The organism is Hyphobacterium sp. (assembly GCF_965217055.1).
Classification (GTDB): domain Bacteria; phylum Pseudomonadota; class Alphaproteobacteria; order Caulobacterales; family Maricaulaceae; genus Hyphobacterium.
The window spans coordinates 1,493,753-1,509,089 of record NZ_OZ244227.1 but is presented as its reverse complement, the minus strand read 5'-3'; the positions used below and the strand labels follow the sequence as shown (position 1 = coordinate 1,509,089).

The following is a 15,337-nucleotide window of genomic DNA, read 5'->3' as shown; positions in this document are numbered from 1 at the left end:
ATCAATGCGCCGTGTTGTGATCACCGGTCTGGGCGTCATCTCTCCCATCGGAAACAATGCCGACGAAGTCGCCGCTTCCCTGCGCGCCGGCAAGTCCGGCATCCGTTTCATGCAGGATTTCGCCGACCATAACTTCAAGTGCCAGGTGGGCGCCAAGCCGGACATCGATCCGGCCCAGCATGTCGACAAGCGCGTCTACCGTTTCATGAGCGAGGGCGCCGGCTGGTGCTACATGGCCATGGAACAGGCGATCGCTGCTGCCGGCCTGCCGGAAAACGACATTTCGGATCCGCGTACCGGCATCATCATGGGCTCGGGCGGGCCGTCGGCCGGTACCATCGTCGCCGCCGCCGACATTACGCGCGAAAAAGGTCCCCGCCGCATTGGCCCGTTCGCTGTACCCAAGGCCATGTCCTCGACGGCTTCGGCGACACTCGCCACCCCGTTCAAGATTCTCGGCGTGAACTATTCGATCACCTCGGCCTGCACGACGTCGCTGCACTGCGTTGGCGCGGCGGCCGAGCAGATCCAGTGGGGCAAGCAGGACGTGATGTTCGCCGGCGGCTGCGAGGAAATCCACTGGGCGCTGTCGAATTTGTTCGACGCCATGGGCGCCATGTCGACCAAGTACAATGACACGCCGGAACAGGCTTCGCGTGCTTTCGACAAGGATCGCGACGGCTTTGTCGGCGGTGCCGGCGCCGGCGTCTTCGTGCTCGAGGAATACGAGCGTGCGAAAAAACGCGGCGCGCCGATTCTCGCCGAGATCACCGGCTATGGTGCCACCTCGGACGGCTATGACATGGTCGCCCCGTCCGGTGAAGGCGCGGTGCGCGCGATGAAGCTGGCGATGGAAACCGTGGACACACCGATCGACTATCTCAACCCGCACGCCACCGCGACGCCGGTCGGCGACATCGCCGAGATGAAGGCGGTCAAGGAAGTTTTCGGCGACAATGCACCGATGATCTCCGCGACCAAGTCGATGACCGGTCACTCGCTGGGCGCCGCCGGCGCGCACGAGCTCGCTTACACGCTGTTGATGATGCAGGGCGGCTTCGTCGCCCCGTCGATCAATGTGTTCGAGATGGATCCCGACATTGCCGAACTCGGCCTGCCCATCGTCACCGAGGCCCGTGAGGCCGAGCTCAACACCGCCATGTCGAACTCCTTCGGCTTCGGCGGCACGAACGGCACTGTCGTCGTCTCGAAAGTCTAACCCAGCGAGGATCCTGCCATGTCTGACACTGTTTTCCCCAAGGGCGATCTGATGAAGGGCAAGCGCGGCCTCGTCATGGGCGTCGCCAACAAGAACTCGATTGCGTGGGGCATCGCCCAGCAGCTCGCCGCCCAGGGCGCAGAACTCGCCTTCTCCTACCAGGGCGAAGCGCTGGAGAAGCGGGTCCGTCCGCTGGTCGAAAGCCTCGGCCAGGAGCCCTTCATGCTCTCCGCCGACGTCACAGACGATGCCTCGATGGACGCCTGCTTCAAGGCGATCGAGGACAAGTGGGGCACGATGGACTTCCTCGTTCACGCCATTGCCTTTGCCGGCAAGGACGAGCTCGTCGGCTCCTTCACCGAGAACACCACCCGCGAAGGCTGGCGCCGGGCGATGGAAATCTCCGCCTTTTCCTTCGTCGATGCCGGCAAGCGCGCCTCGCGCCTGATGCCGAATGGCGGATCGATGGTGACAATGACCTATCTCGGCTCGGAACGGGTCGTCCCGTCCTACAATGTGATGGGCGTTGCGAAGGCAGCGCTGGAAGCCTCGACGCGCTACATGGCGCGCGATCTCGGCCCGTCCGGCATTCGCGTCAACGCGCTCTCGGCCGGCCCGATGCGTACCCTGGCCATGGCCGGTATTTCCGGCGGCAAGGGGCTGATGAAGACCGGGCGCGATTGGTCAATGATGAAAGAAGACACGAAGATGGAAGGAGTCGCCGGCGCGGCGCTCTACCTCCTGTCCGATCTCGGACATTCCTGCACGGGTGAGACACTGCATGTCGATGCCGGCTTCCACGCCGTGGCAGTGCCGACCATGGATGAGGATGAGTAGGCCGTCTTGAGCCGTAAGGGTTGAAAAGCCCCGCCGGCCTGCTCCGGCGGGGTTTTTTGTTTCCGGATCGCTCTACGTCCTTTCGCCATCCGCTGCCCGATTCATGGCGATGGCGGCAGAGTGGCCTATGGCTGGTCGCCCAGAAACCCGCTTATCCCGCCGGTCGGGCATGCGATACCGTCCGCCGCCGCGCCGCCAGCTTCAGCCCGAAGACCGGGCGCAGGGGCGGTATCCGCCGGACCAGCTCATAGCCGATGGCACACCCGCCCACGGTCGCCAAGGTCAGCAATCCGAATTCCACCCCGACGCCAAGAGCGAACCCGGTGAGCCATTGGCCGACGACCACGATAATCGTCTGGTGAAGGATGTAGTAGGGGAAGATCGCCTCGGTGAAATAGCGGCGGATCGGGCCATCGCGATCTAGAAACCGGTGGGCGAGACCGGCGAGGGTCAGTATCATCGTCCAGGCGAATACGACCCGGGCGATACGGGCGGCCAGGAGCAAGCCCTCATCCGCCTGCACCGCCTTCCAATTCAGGTAGGCCGTGAACAGAGAGGCCATGGCGATCAGGGTAAGGACACCGGTCAGTGGCAGCGTACGATAGACCCCCTGCCAGGCCGCCGCATTCTTGGCTATCAGGAAACCGTAGAGCAGAAAGGTGAGGCTGATCGCGTGGTTTGCCCAGTCGTCGAGCAGGGCATGCGTCACCGGATAGGCCGGTACCAGGGTGAAGCGATAGAACAGCAAGGGCAGAACCGGCAGGGCGATAATCAGCAGGGATCCCGGCAGCTTGCGATTGAATTGCCGGCCCAGCCAGGCCATCGCCCGGCTGTCGGCGAGGCGCCGCAGAAGCGGCAGGAACGGCACCAGAAGCAACGAATAGACAAAGAGATAGACCACGTACCAGAGATGGTTCCAGGTCGGCGTGTGGATACTCCACGGCCCGGCCCACTCGCCCGCATACAGGCGGTAGAACTCCATGAAGTTCCCGGAGAACTGCCCGGTCCGCGTGACCTCGACATAGGACTGGGGCGCCACCACGACATACATGCCGAACAGGATGACGGGGAACAGGCGCCAGCTGCGGTCCGCGCCGAAGCGCAGCGCGCCAAGCTTGTCCGAAAGGAAGCGGATCGCGACGCCCGAAATGAAGAACAGGAGCGGCAGACGCCAAGGGTTCGACAGGCCCATGAAGGGTTCGAGCTGCGGCAGCTGGTAAACACTCGCCGCGTGCCAGCCGTCCGACTCGTAGAATACGCCGATATGGTAGAAAATCAGCAGGCCGAACGCGATGATCCGCAGCCAGTCGAGATCGTGGCGGCGGGTGAACGCGGCACTCGGATTGACGGCGCCGAATGCGGACATGTCCATGCTCCTGTTGCGATGCCCTGCACCTGATGACGAATTCTCATCCCGGCATAACGCGTCGGGGCAAGGCGCGGCAGTTTGGGATGAAAATGACGGTTCGGGGATAAATGGCGGTCTGGCGGGACAGGTGACGATGCATCATCTTGCCTGGCCGGGACTTCATGGCACAGTGCCGACATGACCCTGTCGGATTACGAGCGCGAACGGGCCGCCGAAGCCCGGGTCGGCCGGCGTGCCTTCTGGACAATGGCGGCGATATTGCTGGCCGTCTGGGTGGTCAGCGCAACATCCATACTGATTGAACGCGACATTGAGGGTGTCGAAGCACCCTGGCTCGAACCCTGGGTTCTCGAAGGCACCAGCATGGTCGTGATCGTGCCGCTTTTCTTCTTCGTGCGCTGGGTCGAACGGCTGGCACCGGTCGGGGCGAGCCCCTGGATGGTCGCGGTGCCGGTGCATCTCGCCGGCAGCCTTGTCTTTGCCGCGATCACCATCGCCTGGATGGGGGGCTTTCGCGCGCTCGCCTGGCCCGTCCTGTTCGATCATTCCTATGATCTGTTCAATGGCAAACCGGTGCAGGTCGTGATCTATGAATATCGCAAGCTGCTGCCCGGTTATGTCGGGCCACTGGCACTCATCTTTGTCTATCGCCAGATCGCAATGGCCCGGCTGGAGCTGGACGCGGCACGCCAGCACGCCCGGTCGACCCGGCGCCTGACCCTTAAATGTGGTGGACGGGTCGTTCGCCTCGAGGCCAATCGCTTCGTCAGCGCTAAAGCCGCCGGCAATTATGTCGAGATCCATCTGGATAAGGGTCAGCACCTGGCGCGGATCACCCTGGTCGAGCTGGAAAACCAGCTGGTTGAAGCCGGCATTGATGCGGTGCGCGTGCACCGCTCCTGGCTGGTCAACCAGGCCGCTATTTCGGAGATCAAGCCGACGGGCGAGGGCGATGTTACACTGACTCTCAACACGGGCCGGCAAGTGCCGGGCAGCCGGCGATATCGCGACCGGATTCCTTCCGCATAGAAAAAGGCCCCGCCGGTTTGCGCCGGCGGGGCCATTCAGTCAGCCAGTGGCAGGGGAGGACTATTCCTCCTCGTCAGCCGGCTCTTTTTCCTTTTTGACTTCTTCGCCGGTCTCCTGGTCGACGACTTTCATCGACAGGCGAACCTTGCCGCGATCATCGAAGCCCATCAGCTTGACGAAGACTTCGTCACCCTCGGCAACAACGTCCTTGGGATGTCCGACGCGCTCATTCTTCATCTGCGAGACGTGCACGAGCCCGTCCTTAGGTCCGAAGAAATTCACGAAGGCTCCGAAGTCCATCACCTTGACGACCTTGCCCTTGTAGATCTCGCCGACTTCCGGCTCCGCGGTCAGCCCGCGAATCCAGTCCAGCGCTGCCTTGATCGAGCTGGCATCCGACGAGGCGATCTTGATCACGCCGTCATCATTGACGTCGACCTTGGCGCCGGTGGTCTCGACGATCTCGCGGATCACCTTGCCGCCGGTGCCGATCACGTCGCGGATCTTGTCCGTCGGAATGGTGATCGTCTCGATACGCGGTGCGTATTCGCCGACTTCCTCACGGGCTTCGCCCAGCGCATCATTCATCCGCTCGAGGATGTGCAGCCGGCCGCCCTTGGCCTGCTCGAGAGCGGTTTTCATGATGTCCTCGGTGATACCGGCGATCTTGATATCCATCTGCAGTGAGGTGACACCGTCAGACGTACCCGCCACCTTGAAGTCCATGTCGCCGAGATGATCCTCGTCACCGAGGATGTCGGACAGCACTGCCACACCTTCCGGGTCCTTGATCAGACCCATCGCAATGCCGGAAACCGGACGCGTGATCGGCACACCGGCATCCATCAATGCCAGCGAGGAACCGCAGACCGTCGCCATCGACGACGATCCGTTGGATTCAGTGATCTCGGAGACCAGACGGATCGTGTAGGGGAATTCTTCCGCGCTCGGAAGCACGGCGTTGATCGCCCGCCAGGCCAGCTTGCCGTGACCGATTTCGCGACGGCCCGGAGCCAGGCGGAAGCTCGTTTCACCGACCGAGTAAGGCGGGAAATTGTAGTGGAGCATGAAGCGCTCCTTGTACGTTCCCGTCAGAGCGTCGATGAATTGCTCGTCCTCGCCGGTGCCCAGCGTGGCCACCACCAGACCCTGCGTCTCGCCACGTGTGAACAGCGCGGAACCGTGCGTGCGCGGCAGGATGCCGGCTTCGGCCTCGATGTTGCGGACCTCGTCCAGCTTGCGGCCGTCAATGCGCTTGCCGGTCTTGATGATGTCGCCGCGGACGATCGAGGATTCGACCGCCTTCAGCACATCGCCAAGCACATTGCCCGGCACGCCGTCCGGATTGTCATCGCTCTCGCCGAGCGCTTCCTTGGCCTTGTCCTTGGCGGCAGAAATGGCCGCCGAACGATCCGACTTGTCGGTGATCTTGTAGGCCTTGCGCAGATCGGCTTCGACCAGCTTGCGAACCTTGGCTTCGAGCTCGGAATGATCTTCCGGTGCGAAATCCCACGGTTCTTTCGCCGATTTCTCAGCCAGGCGGATAATCGCGTCGATTACCGGCTGGAAATGCTCATGGCCGAACATCACGGCGCCGAGCATGATGTCTTCGGACAGCTCCTTGGCTTCCGATTCCACCATCATCACGGCGTCGCCGGTTCCGGCTACCACGAGGTCAAGGGCGCTGTCGCCCATCTCGTCGACCAGCGGGTTCAGGACATATTCGCCATCAATATAGCCGACGCGGGCCGCGCCGATCGGGCCCATGAAGGGCAGGCCGGAAATGCACAGCGCCGCGGAGGCGCCGACCATGCCGACAATGTCCGGGTCGTTTTCCATGTCGTGCGACAGCACCGTCAGCATCACCTGGACTTCGTTCTTGAAGCCTTTCGGGAAGAGCGGGCGGATCGGACGGTCGATCAGGCGCGAGGTCAGCGTTTCCTTTTCGGTCGGCCGGCCTTCGCGCTTGAAAAAGCCGCCGGGGATCTTGCCGGCAGCAAAGTATTTTTCCTGGTAATTGACCGTCAGCGGGAAGAAATCGGCTCCCGGCTTGACGTTTTTGACACCGACAGCCGTCGCCAGGACGGTCGTCTCGCCATAGGTGACCATGACTGCGCCGTCAGCCTGACGGGCAACCTTGCCGGTTTCGAGGATCAGCTCGCGGCCGCCCCATTCAATCGTTTCTTTGTGAATATCAAACATCTCGTACGTGCTTTCATCCCGTCGTGGGAATTGTCGTCTAGCGGCGCAGGCCCAGCTTCTCGATGATCGCTTTGTAGCGGGCTTCGTCCTTGCCTTTCAGGTAGTCGAGAAGGCGGCGGCGCTGAGACACCATTTTAAGAAGGCCACGACGGGAGTGGTTGTCCTTCTTGTGGGTTTTGAAATGTTCGGTGAGGTTGACGATCCGTTCGGTCAGAATCGCGACTTGAACCTCGGGCGAGCCGGTATCGGCCTTGCCTTGTGCGAACTCGTTGATAAGCGCGCCTTTGCGCTCTTGCGTAATCGACATCGGGTATCCTTTCTTGGCCCTGTTGCGGGCGTTAAGCGTTGTGATTGAAGACCCGGGTCGGCTGGAATTTGCCGGCCTGGGCCTCGCCAAGAGCGATCGCCATCTCCCCGCACATCGCCACCGCCATGCGAGACCCGTCCTTTCCGGAAATGTCTCGGGGGCGTCGGAGAGCGCGGAGCTCCTGCGCAATGCGCGGTAGCAGGACGATGGCCCGTCCCTGACGGATTTGAGTGGCTTCGTCCTCGGTCACGGCCAGCGCCGGGATGTCGTCCAGCGCGGTCTCGACCGGGGCAAGCCCCTCAAAAGCGCGGCCCTTATGGGCCAAATCTGCCAATTCGTCCAGCGATATGGCAGCACTTTCCGTAAACCCGCCCACGCGGGTCCGGCGAAGCTGTGAAATATGACCCTCCGTGCCGAGCTCGAAAGCCAGATCGCGCGCCAGGCTGCGCACATAGGTCCCCTTGCCGCAATCCATCTCGAACACGGTTTCATCCGCGCTCGGCGTTTCGATGACTTCCAGTCTTTCAATCCGGACCGGTCGGGGTTGAAGCTCCAGATCGACGCCGTCCCGCGCCAGGTCGTAGGCGCGCTCACCGTTGATCTTGATGGCCGAGAACTTCGGCGGCACCTGCTCGATTTCGCCAATGAAGTCAGCGAGAACCGAAACGATATCGGACGTTTCGGGGCGGACGTCTGAGCGCGCGGTGATATCGCCTTCAGTGTCCAGCGTGTCGGTAGTTTCACCCCATTTCACGGTGAAGCGGTAAGTCTTGTCACCGTCCTGAACCAGCGGCACGGTTTTCGTTGCCTCGCCGAGCGCGATCGGCAAGAGACCCGTAGCCAGCGGATCAAGCGTGCCCGCATGCCCGGCCTTCTTTGCGTCAAACAGGCGGCGCACGGCAGAGACAGCTTGCGTCGACGTCAGATCGAGCGGCTTATCGAGCAGGACCCAGCCGTGAATGTCCTGCCCCTTCTTGCGACGGCCCATCAGTCCTCGTCCCCGGTCGCGTCTCCACTCTCGTCTTCGCCATCGGCGAGCCCCGGGTCGAGATCGCGCTTTACATTCGGCCGGGCAAGGATTTCGTCGATCCGGCTGGCCTTGTCGAAACGGTCATCGGCGATGAAGCGCAACTCCGGCGTGAATTTCATCTCGATCGCCTTGCCCAGCTTGCCACGCAGGAATCCGGCGGCGCGATTGAGCGCTTTCGCGACAACATCGCGATCGCCATGGCCGAGAGGCGCCACATATACGCGCGCCGATTTGAGGTCAGGCGAAGCCCGCACTTCCGTGATCGTTACGTCCACGCCTTGCAGCGCTTCGTCGCGCAACTCCTCGCGACGCAGAATCTCGACGAGTGCATGCCGGACAAGCTCGCCTGCGCGGAGTTGGCGCTGGGACGGAAGTTTGCCACCGGCGTGCGGTGATCCATGGCGTGTCATGTGAACCTCGCTTTCGATTGACCGGGATTGGACCGGAACAGCCGCTTGAAAAAGGGCGCGCCGTCTAACGCAGGCGCGGCGCAAAGGCAAGTCTTACGGTTCGGCAATCTAGCTCGCACGCTTGTGACTGGATCGTAGACGGATCGTCGGTGATAAGACCGGAAATCAGGGAGTACATGTCATGAAGCATGCCATAGGTGGAATATTTTGCTCGCTGGTGCTGATTTTTTCACCGGCCGATGCCCAGGATGTGTCCTCGGCACGTCAGACCGCCCAGACTTGGCTGAACGCCTATCAGTCACAGGACTTTGATGCCATGCGCGCCCTGCTGACTGACCAATCCGTTTTCATCGACCCGACATCGCTGGGGCGGGAAAATTTTGGCGACCCGATCAACTGGCAGGGTGCTGACGCCATTCTGGCCGGCGTTGGCGCCTGGGGCGTTACCGACGCTGAATACGAAATCGAGCGAACCTACGGATCCCCGGGGCGTGTTATTTTTGACGGCTCGATTAACGTGACCTACGGCGCCCCCGACAATCTGGTCAGTTATAATTTCCCGATCGTCACGATCGTCACGGTCGCGGATGGCCATGTTCTCGAGCACCGTGATTATACCGATTTCGATGGCGCTCGGTCGCTGGACGCCGAGCCGGCACCGCTAACCGGAAACAACATCATCAACGCCTACATGGCGGCCTATTCCGCCGCCGACTTCGATGCCATGGAGCCGTTCATGGCCGAAGACGTGGTGTTCAGCGATCCGACAGCGACCGGCCTGGGCGAAGCGGGGCTTCTGCATCATGGGCGTGCTGAAACAATGGCAGCTGTTCGCGATTTCGCCGCGGAATACAATCCCATCGCTCTGAACTTCGAATGGGATACGGTATTCGAAAGCAATGACCGGTATGTATTCATGGGCAGCGTGAACGCCCTTTATCCCGTTGAGGAGGATGGAATGGTGTATCGCTGGTCGGCGCCGCAGGCGACCGTCATCCGCCTGCGTGACGGCCTCGTCGTTGAACAGTTTGACTTTGCCGATTACGAGGGCGCCGTGCAGGGCATCGTGCCGACGGAGTAGGAATTACCGAACCCCAATTGCGCCGACGCCCGGAACCTCATTCGTCTAGGCGGTCAAGCCCGTTGCGCGCCTCGCTGTTAAAGGGGTCGAGCATCAGCGCCCGCTCATAGGCCGCCCGCGCATCATCTGCCCTGTCAGCCGCGCGATAGACATCGCCCAGTTGCCGCTGTGCCCGGCTCGATTGCGGATAGTATTGCGCAATCAGCTCAAGCAGGGCTATTAGCCCCGAACAAAAAAGGCCCCGGCGATTGCCGGGGCCTGTTCGTTATAGCTTGCGCTCGATTTCCTCGACCTCGAAGCACTCGATGAGGTCGCCCTTCTGGATGTCCTCATAATTCTCGAAGGCCATGCCGCACTCCATGCCGGAGCGGACTTCCGGAACTTCGTCCTTGAAGCGCTTCAGCGTTTTCAGCTTGCCCTCGTGGATCACGGTGTCGTCGCGCAACAGGCGCACGCCCGAGCCGCGCTTCACAACGCCCTCGGTGACGTTGCAACCGGCCACCTTGCCGACCTTGGAAATGTTGAACACCTCCAGCACTTCGGCATAACCGATGAAGGTCTCGCGCTTCTCCGGTGCGAGCATGCCTTCCAGCGTGCCCTTCACGTCGTCGATCACGTCATAGATGACCGAGTAATAGCGGATCTCGACGCCTTCCTGTTCAGCCAACTCGCGCGCCTGCTTGTTGGCGCGAACATTGAACGCGAACACCGGGGCGCCGGACGCCTTGGCCAGCAGGATATCGGATTCATTGACACCGCCAGCCGCGCCATGGATGACGCGCGCGGTGACTTCCTCGTTCCCGATTTTCTCCAGCGACTGGGCGATGGCTTCCGCCGACCCCTGCACATCGGCCTTCACGACCAGCGGCATTTCCTTGGTGTCGCTCTGCTTCAGACGCGCCAGCATCTGCTCCAGCGAAGCACCGCCGCCGGCCGCGGCCGCCGTCTGCTTCTTCTGGCGCTGGCGGTAATCGACCAGCTCGCGGGCGCGTGCCTCGTTATCGACCACCGCAAATAGCTCGCCCGGCTCCGGGGCACCATCAAGGCCGAGAATCTCGGCCGGTTGCGACGGCCCGATGGACTTGAGCTGCTGGTTGCGTTCGTCGATCAGCGCCCGGACGCGGCCCCATTGGGCGCCGGCCACGACGATATCGCCGCGCTTCAGCGTTCCGCGCTTGACCAGAACGGTGGCAACGGAACCGCGGCCCTGTTCGACCTGGCTTTCAACCACAACCCCGTCCGCCGGACGATCCGGATTGGCTTTCAGTTCGAGCAGTTCGGCCTGCAGCGTGATTGCGTCGGTCAGTTCGGCGAGACCGGTTTTCTTCAGCGCCGAGACCTCGATCGCCTGGACTTCACCGCCCATGCTTTCAACGACCACTTCGTGTTGCAGCAGGTCGGTCAGAACTTTCTGCGGATTGGCGCCTTCGCGGTCCATCTTGTTGATCGCGACAATGATCGGCGCTTCCGCGGCCTGGGCGTGCTTGATGGCTTCGATCGTCTGCGGCATCACGCCGTCATCGGCGGCCACGACGAGGATCACGATATCCGTCGCCTGTGCCCCGCGCGAGCGCATGGACGAGAAGGCGGCATGGCCCGGTGTGTCCAGGAAGGTGATCTTGTCGCCGGATTTCAGCTTCACCTGATAGGCACCGATATGCTGGGTGATGCCTCCGGCCTCACCGGCAGCGACATCGGTGGCCCGAAGCGCGTCGAGCAGCGATGTCTTGCCGTGATCAACATGGCCCATGACCGTGACGACCGGCGCACGCGGCTTTTTCGAGCCTTCGGCGTCATCGTCGTCGATAAAGCCTTCTTCAACATCGGACTCCGAAACCCGCTTCGCGATATGCCCGAAATCCTCGATGATGAGTTCGGCGGTGTCGCTGTCGAGCACGTCGTTGACGCGGACCATCTGGCCCTGCTTCATCAGGTATTTCACGACATCGGCGGCACGTTCTGCCATCCGTGCGGCAAGGTCCTGCACGGTGATCGCTTCCGGCAGCGTAACTTCACGCTGGATCTTGTCGCGGTCACCGCCCTGTTCACGGCGTTGCTTCTCACGTTCACGCGCCCGGCGAACCGAAGCCAGCGAACGCTGGCGGTCCTCGTCACCATCCAGCACGTTCTGGATCGTCAGCTTGCCCTTCTGGCGGCCGCGATCATTCTTCGCGCGACTTTTCTCCGGTGTCGAACGGCCCGGCCCTCCGGCACCCTTCTTCTTGACGCGGCCACCCATGGATTCGAGCAGCCCGTCGCCTTCATCCTTGCGCGGACGATCTTTCTGCTTCGGCGCTTCCTTGCGAGCGGGTGCCGATTCACCAGCCGGTGCATTGGCCGCAGCTTCGGCAGCCGCCGCTTCAGCTTCCGCTTCGAGGCGCTTGCGTTCGGCTTCCGCCGCTTCTTCAGCCGCAGCGCGCTGCTTTTCCTCAAGCATGCGCTTTTCGTCTTCGGCACGCTGCTTGCGCTCGGCCTCTTCCGACTTGCGACGCTCTTCCTTCTGCGCAGCTTCGGCGCGCGCACGCTGGATCGCGCGCTGGCGCGCGACGAGTTCTTCCTCGGAGAGGCCCAGCTCACGTGCCTTAGCAGCAAGCGCTGACTCATTCTTCTTCGGCGAACCGCCGGCTGCAGGCTTCCCGCCCGGCGCCGCGCTGCCGCCTTGCGGACCGACCACGCGCTTGCGCTTCTTCTCGACCACCACAGATTTGGAGCGGCCGCGCGCAAAACTCTGCTGCACGGTCCCGGACCCGCCTCGCTTCAGCGAGATAGGCCGGCGGCCCGAACCACCCTGATTACGATCGTCGTTGTCGCTCATGCGAACCTTTCACCACGGCAAATCTGCGGGAACTCGCTGGCAGCCGCTCGGCCAACGCCCCGATTTCAAGTCCCTCAAGGCTTGAAAGCCCGCTAACCTAGCCAGCTTCAAGCCGGATTCAACCACTCTCGCCTGCTTTCCGCGCGGGATCGATGTCCCGGAAGCCGGAAAGCTTGCCCATGATCTCTCCGAAAGCCCGCGATTGCGAGCTTTCCGCCAGGGCAGCGTGGACCACGTGATCACGGCCCAGAGCCTGCCCAAGCTGCTCTGCCGGGAAGCAACCGGCCACCGGCACGCCTCCCCATTTTCCTAGCGCCAGCCGGTCCAGCTTGGACCGCCCGTCAACCGACCCGTCGGATGCTTCGATCCGCCAGGCCGGGCGCTGCGCCTTCAGTCCGATGCGCACCGCGTCCATGCCCACCGCCAGATCGCCGGCACGCCGCGCGAGGCCGAGCAGCGACAACGCCTTGCGGACCAGCAGCGCCTCGACATCCGCGATCAGCCGCTCATCCGCCTTTGCGCCATCCAGCGCCCGGGCCAGACGACCACGCTTGATCGCCAGAGCCACGTGCTCGGCGTCGGCAGTGACCCACGCGCCGCGTCCGGGCAGTTTCGCAGCGATATCCGGCACGATCGCACCGTCCGGTCCGGCCACGAACCGGATCAGCCCGGCTTCGGGACCCGTCTGCTGAGTAACAACGCAGCGGCGTTCGCGCACGGCTTGGATCTCCTAGTCGCGCTCTCCATCTTCTTCCGGTGCCGCGTCGAGATCGACACCCAGCGCTGCGGCCTCGGCTTCCAGTGCGTCGAGATCGAGTTCGCTAAGGTCGATGTCCTCGCCGGCATCCTCTTCCTCGGCTTCCGGCTGCGGCAGATCCTCTTCGGAAATCCAGCCGGCCGCGACCCGCGCCTTGAGGATCAGCATCTCGGCATCCTCCTGGCTCAGCTCGAATTCTTCGAGGATCCCCGGCTCGCGCACGCGCTCGCCGTCCTTGTTCTCGAACCAGCCGCGCAAATCGTCCGGTGTGTAGCCAGCCAGGTCGTCCGCCGTCTTCACCTCGTTCTCGCCCAGCTTGACCGCCATCGGCAGGTCGACGCCATCAATCTCTAGCAGCGCGTCCTCGACACCCAGCTCGGTCCGCTTCGCGTCTTGTTCGGACGCGATCTTGTCGAGGTGCTCGCGCGCCCGGGTCTGGATCTCGACCGCCGTATCGTCATCGAAGCCCTCGATGATCGCGATCTCGCCGAGTTCGACATAGGCGAGCTCTTCAACGCTCTCGAACCCTTCGGTCGCCAGCAACTGGGCGATGACCTCGTCAACATCGAGGGCTTCCATGAAGGTCGATGTACGTTCGGCGAACTCTTTCTGACGGCGCTCGGATTCTTCCTGCTCGGTCAGGATATCGATCGACCAACCCGTCAATTGCGATGCCAGGCGGACATTCTGGCCGCGACGGCCGATCGCCAGCGACAGCTGGTCGTCCGGCACCACGACTTCAATGCGCTGATCGTCCTCGTCGAGCACGACCTTGGCCACTTCCGCCGGCTGCAGTGCATTGACGATGAAGGTCGCCGGGTCCTGGTTCCACGGAATAATGTCGATCTTTTCGCCGGCCAGTTCCGACACCACGGCCTGTACACGCGAGCCGCGCATACCGACACAGGCACCCACCGGGTCGATCGAGCCGTCATTCGAGATCACCGCGATCTTGGCGCGCGATCCCGGATCGCGGGCCACGGCCGGAATCTCGATGATGCCTTCATAGACTTCCGGCACTTCCTGCGCGAACAGCGCCGCCATGAAGTCCGGATGAGCGCGCGACAGGAAGATCTGCGGGCCACGCAGCTCGCGCCGCACATCATAGATATAGGCACGGACGCGATCGCCATTTTTCAGGTTTTCGCGCGGAATACCGTCATTACGGCGAATAATGCCTTCCGCGCGGCCGATATCGACGAACACATTGCCGTATTCGACCCGCTTGACGATACCATTCATGATCTCGCCGACGCGGTCCTTGTATTCCTCGAACTGGCGCTCGCGCTCGGCGTCGCGGACTTTCTGCGTGATCACCTGCTTGGCGGTCATCGAGGCGACACGGCCGAATTCGATGGGCGGCAGCTCCTCGGAGAACACCGTGCCGATCTCGGCATCGGCGTCGATCTTCTTGGCTTCGTCGAGCCCCATTTCCTGGGCTTCGTTCTCGACCTCTTCCACCACGGTCGTGCAGCGGTTCAGCGACATCTCGCCGGTCCTGGGGTCGATCTTGGCGCGAATATCGAGCTCGGCACCATAGCGCGATCGCGCAGCCTTCTCGATCGCTTCCTCGATGGCCTCGATGACGATGTTTTCGTCGATCGATTTTTCCTGCGCCACCGCCCGCGCAATAGCGAGCATTTCGGTCTTGTTTGCACTGACGCCGATATTCATGGCGTGTCTCCACTGCTGTTGTCGCTAGCGGCCGGATCTTCGCGCGCGGCGAGGTCGGCCTTCATCAATTCGTCGGTGAGCACGAGCTTGGCATCCGAGATCCAGTCAAACGGGATCAGGGCCGTCTCGTCCTCATTGGGCAGATCGATCAGCACCGAGTTGTCCTCGAAACCGGCAAGCTGCCCGGTAAACTTCTTGCGGCCCTCGACCAGGCGGTCGAGCTCCAGTTTCGCCTTGAAACCGGCCCAGCGTTCGAAATGGGCTGGTGCAGTCAGCGGGCGATCGATGCCGGGCGAGGAAACCTCGAGTGTGTACTCGCCGCGGATCGGGTCTTCTTCTTCCAGGATATCGGACAACGCCCGCGACAGCTTCGCGCAATCCTCGACATCCATCGTGCCGTCGGACTTGTCGGCCATGATCTGGACGGTCTGGCGCTTGCCGGATTTCACCCGGATACGCACGATCTCCATGTCCAGCGCCTCGGCCACGGGAGCGGCGAGCGCATAGAGAGCATCATCCTGGGCGGTGCGGGTGTGCAAGCGCGAACCTCCGTTTTGCCAACAAAAACGGCGGCCCCGGTCCGGAGCCGCCGACAGACGTTATCCAA

At 62.4% G+C, this 15,337-nt stretch carries 14 protein-coding genes; 4 read left to right on the top strand and 10 right to left on the bottom strand.

Translation table 11 applies throughout. The features are described 5' to 3' along the window. The first annotated feature begins 4 nt into the window (after nucleotides 1–4). Nucleotides 5–1,219: a beta-ketoacyl-ACP synthase I gene (gene fabB, locus ACOOFN_RS07560; protein WP_420430370.1), complete on the top strand. Its 1,215-nt coding sequence runs from the start codon at nucleotides 5–7 to the stop codon at nucleotides 1,217–1,219. An 18-nt stretch (nucleotides 1,220–1,237) separates the two neighbouring features. Beyond that, on the top strand, nucleotides 1,238–2,056 hold the full coding sequence (locus ACOOFN_RS07555) for an enoyl-ACP reductase FabI (RefSeq protein WP_420430368.1): 819 nt from the start codon (nucleotides 1,238–1,240) through the stop codon (nucleotides 2,054–2,056). Between the two features lie 151 nt (nucleotides 2,057–2,207). Here the strand turns inward: ACOOFN_RS07555 and ACOOFN_RS07550 are convergent, their stop codons facing one another. After that, on the bottom strand, nucleotides 2,208–3,422 hold the full coding sequence (locus ACOOFN_RS07550) for an acyltransferase family protein (RefSeq protein WP_420430366.1): 1,215 nt from the start codon (nucleotides 3,420–3,422) through the stop codon (nucleotides 2,208–2,210). A gap of 180 nt (nucleotides 3,423–3,602) precedes the next feature. Between ACOOFN_RS07550 and ACOOFN_RS07545 the strand changes: the two genes are divergently transcribed. Continuing rightward, nucleotides 3,603–4,454, top strand: coding sequence for a LytTR family DNA-binding domain-containing protein (locus tag ACOOFN_RS07545; protein WP_420430364.1), 852 nt, complete (start codon nucleotides 3,603–3,605; stop codon nucleotides 4,452–4,454). Between the two features lie 60 nt (nucleotides 4,455–4,514). Here the strand turns inward: ACOOFN_RS07545 and pnp are convergent, their stop codons facing one another. Genes pnp through rbfA form a run of 4 tightly spaced genes read right to left on the bottom strand, consistent with a single transcriptional unit; the run spans nucleotide 4,515 to nucleotide 8,403 of the window. Further along, the gene (gene pnp / locus ACOOFN_RS07540; RefSeq protein WP_420430362.1) at nucleotides 4,515–6,656 is read right to left on the bottom strand and encodes a polyribonucleotide nucleotidyltransferase; all 2,142 of its coding nucleotides are present in this window, start codon (nucleotides 6,654–6,656) and stop codon (nucleotides 4,515–4,517) included. A 37-nt stretch (nucleotides 6,657–6,693) separates the two neighbouring features. Next, nucleotides 6,694–6,963, bottom strand: a complete 270-nt coding sequence (gene rpsO, locus ACOOFN_RS07535) for a 30S ribosomal protein S15 (protein ID WP_420430360.1) — start codon at nucleotides 6,961–6,963, stop codon at nucleotides 6,694–6,696. A gap of 31 nt (nucleotides 6,964–6,994) precedes the next feature. After that, nucleotides 6,995–7,951: a tRNA pseudouridine(55) synthase TruB gene (gene truB, locus ACOOFN_RS07530; protein WP_420430358.1), complete on the bottom strand. Its 957-nt coding sequence runs from the start codon at nucleotides 7,949–7,951 to the stop codon at nucleotides 6,995–6,997. Next, nucleotides 7,951–8,403, bottom strand: a complete 453-nt coding sequence (gene rbfA / locus ACOOFN_RS07525) for a 30S ribosome-binding factor RbfA (protein WP_420430356.1) — start codon at nucleotides 8,401–8,403, stop codon at nucleotides 7,951–7,953. Before rbfA ends, truB begins: the two co-directional genes overlap by 1 nt. Nucleotides 8,404–8,584: 181 nt before the next feature. On the opposite strand from rbfA, the gene ACOOFN_RS07520 reads away from it, so the two are divergent. Beyond that, nucleotides 8,585–9,484 (top strand): nuclear transport factor 2 family protein, encoded by a 900-nt coding sequence (locus ACOOFN_RS07520; protein WP_420430354.1) that lies wholly within the window; start codon nucleotides 8,585–8,587, stop codon nucleotides 9,482–9,484. Between the two features lie 37 nt (nucleotides 9,485–9,521). On the opposite strand, the gene ACOOFN_RS07515 is transcribed toward ACOOFN_RS07520, so the two are convergent. The 5 genes from ACOOFN_RS07515 to rimP form a co-directional block, all read right to left on the bottom strand. Then, nucleotides 9,522–9,698 (bottom strand): tetratricopeptide repeat protein, encoded by a 177-nt coding sequence (locus tag ACOOFN_RS07515; RefSeq protein WP_420435033.1) that lies wholly within the window; start codon nucleotides 9,696–9,698, stop codon nucleotides 9,522–9,524. 51 nt (nucleotides 9,699–9,749) lie between these two features. After that, complete coding sequence (gene infB, locus ACOOFN_RS07510; protein WP_420430352.1) at nucleotides 9,750–12,299, bottom strand: translation initiation factor IF-2; 2,550 nt, start codon at nucleotides 12,297–12,299, stop codon at nucleotides 9,750–9,752. A 118-nt stretch (nucleotides 12,300–12,417) separates the two neighbouring features. Then, nucleotides 12,418–13,017: an RNA-binding protein gene (locus ACOOFN_RS07505; protein WP_420430350.1), complete on the bottom strand. Its 600-nt coding sequence runs from the start codon at nucleotides 13,015–13,017 to the stop codon at nucleotides 12,418–12,420. A gap of 12 nt (nucleotides 13,018–13,029) precedes the next feature. Continuing rightward, on the bottom strand, nucleotides 13,030–14,730 hold the full coding sequence (nusA, locus tag ACOOFN_RS07500) for a transcription termination factor NusA (protein WP_420430348.1): 1,701 nt from the start codon (nucleotides 14,728–14,730) through the stop codon (nucleotides 13,030–13,032). Then, nucleotides 14,727–15,269 carry a ribosome maturation factor RimP gene (gene rimP / locus ACOOFN_RS07495; RefSeq protein WP_420430346.1) on the bottom strand — a complete coding sequence of 181 codons (543 nt, stop codon included), beginning with the start codon at nucleotides 15,267–15,269 and terminating at the stop codon, nucleotides 14,727–14,729. The genes nusA and rimP overlap by 4 nt, the downstream gene beginning before the upstream one ends. Nucleotides 15,270–15,337 lie beyond the last annotated feature (68 nt).

Excerpts from the sequence above, each read along its gene's own strand:
- fabB (WP_420430370.1), top strand. The coding sequence starts at position 5 with ATGCGCCGTGTTGTGATCACCGGTCTGGGCGTCATCTCTCCCATCGGA.
- ACOOFN_RS07555 (WP_420430368.1), top strand. The coding sequence starts at position 1,238 with ATGTCTGACACTGTTTTCCCCAAGGGCGATCTGATGAAGGGCAAGCGC.
- ACOOFN_RS07550 (WP_420430366.1), bottom strand. The coding sequence starts at position 3,422 with ATGTCCGCATTCGGCGCCGTCAATCCGAGTGCCGCGTTCACCCGCCGC.
- ACOOFN_RS07545 (WP_420430364.1), top strand. The coding sequence starts at position 3,603 with ATGACCCTGTCGGATTACGAGCGCGAACGGGCCGCCGAAGCCCGGGTC.
- pnp (WP_420430362.1), bottom strand. The coding sequence starts at position 6,656 with ATGTTTGATATTCACAAAGAAACGATTGAATGGGGCGGCCGCGAGCTG.
- rpsO (WP_420430360.1), bottom strand. The coding sequence starts at position 6,963 with ATGTCGATTACGCAAGAGCGCAAAGGCGCGCTTATCAACGAGTTCGCA.
- truB (WP_420430358.1), bottom strand. The coding sequence starts at position 7,951 with ATGGGCCGTCGCAAGAAGGGGCAGGACATTCACGGCTGGGTCCTGCTC.
- rbfA (WP_420430356.1), bottom strand. The coding sequence starts at position 8,403 with ATGACACGCCATGGATCACCGCACGCCGGTGGCAAACTTCCGTCCCAG.
- ACOOFN_RS07520 (WP_420430354.1), top strand. The coding sequence starts at position 8,585 with ATGAAGCATGCCATAGGTGGAATATTTTGCTCGCTGGTGCTGATTTTT.
- infB (WP_420430352.1), bottom strand. The coding sequence starts at position 12,299 with ATGAGCGACAACGACGATCGTAATCAGGGTGGTTCGGGCCGCCGGCCT.
- nusA (WP_420430348.1), bottom strand. The coding sequence starts at position 14,730 with ATGAATATCGGCGTCAGTGCAAACAAGACCGAAATGCTCGCTATTGCG.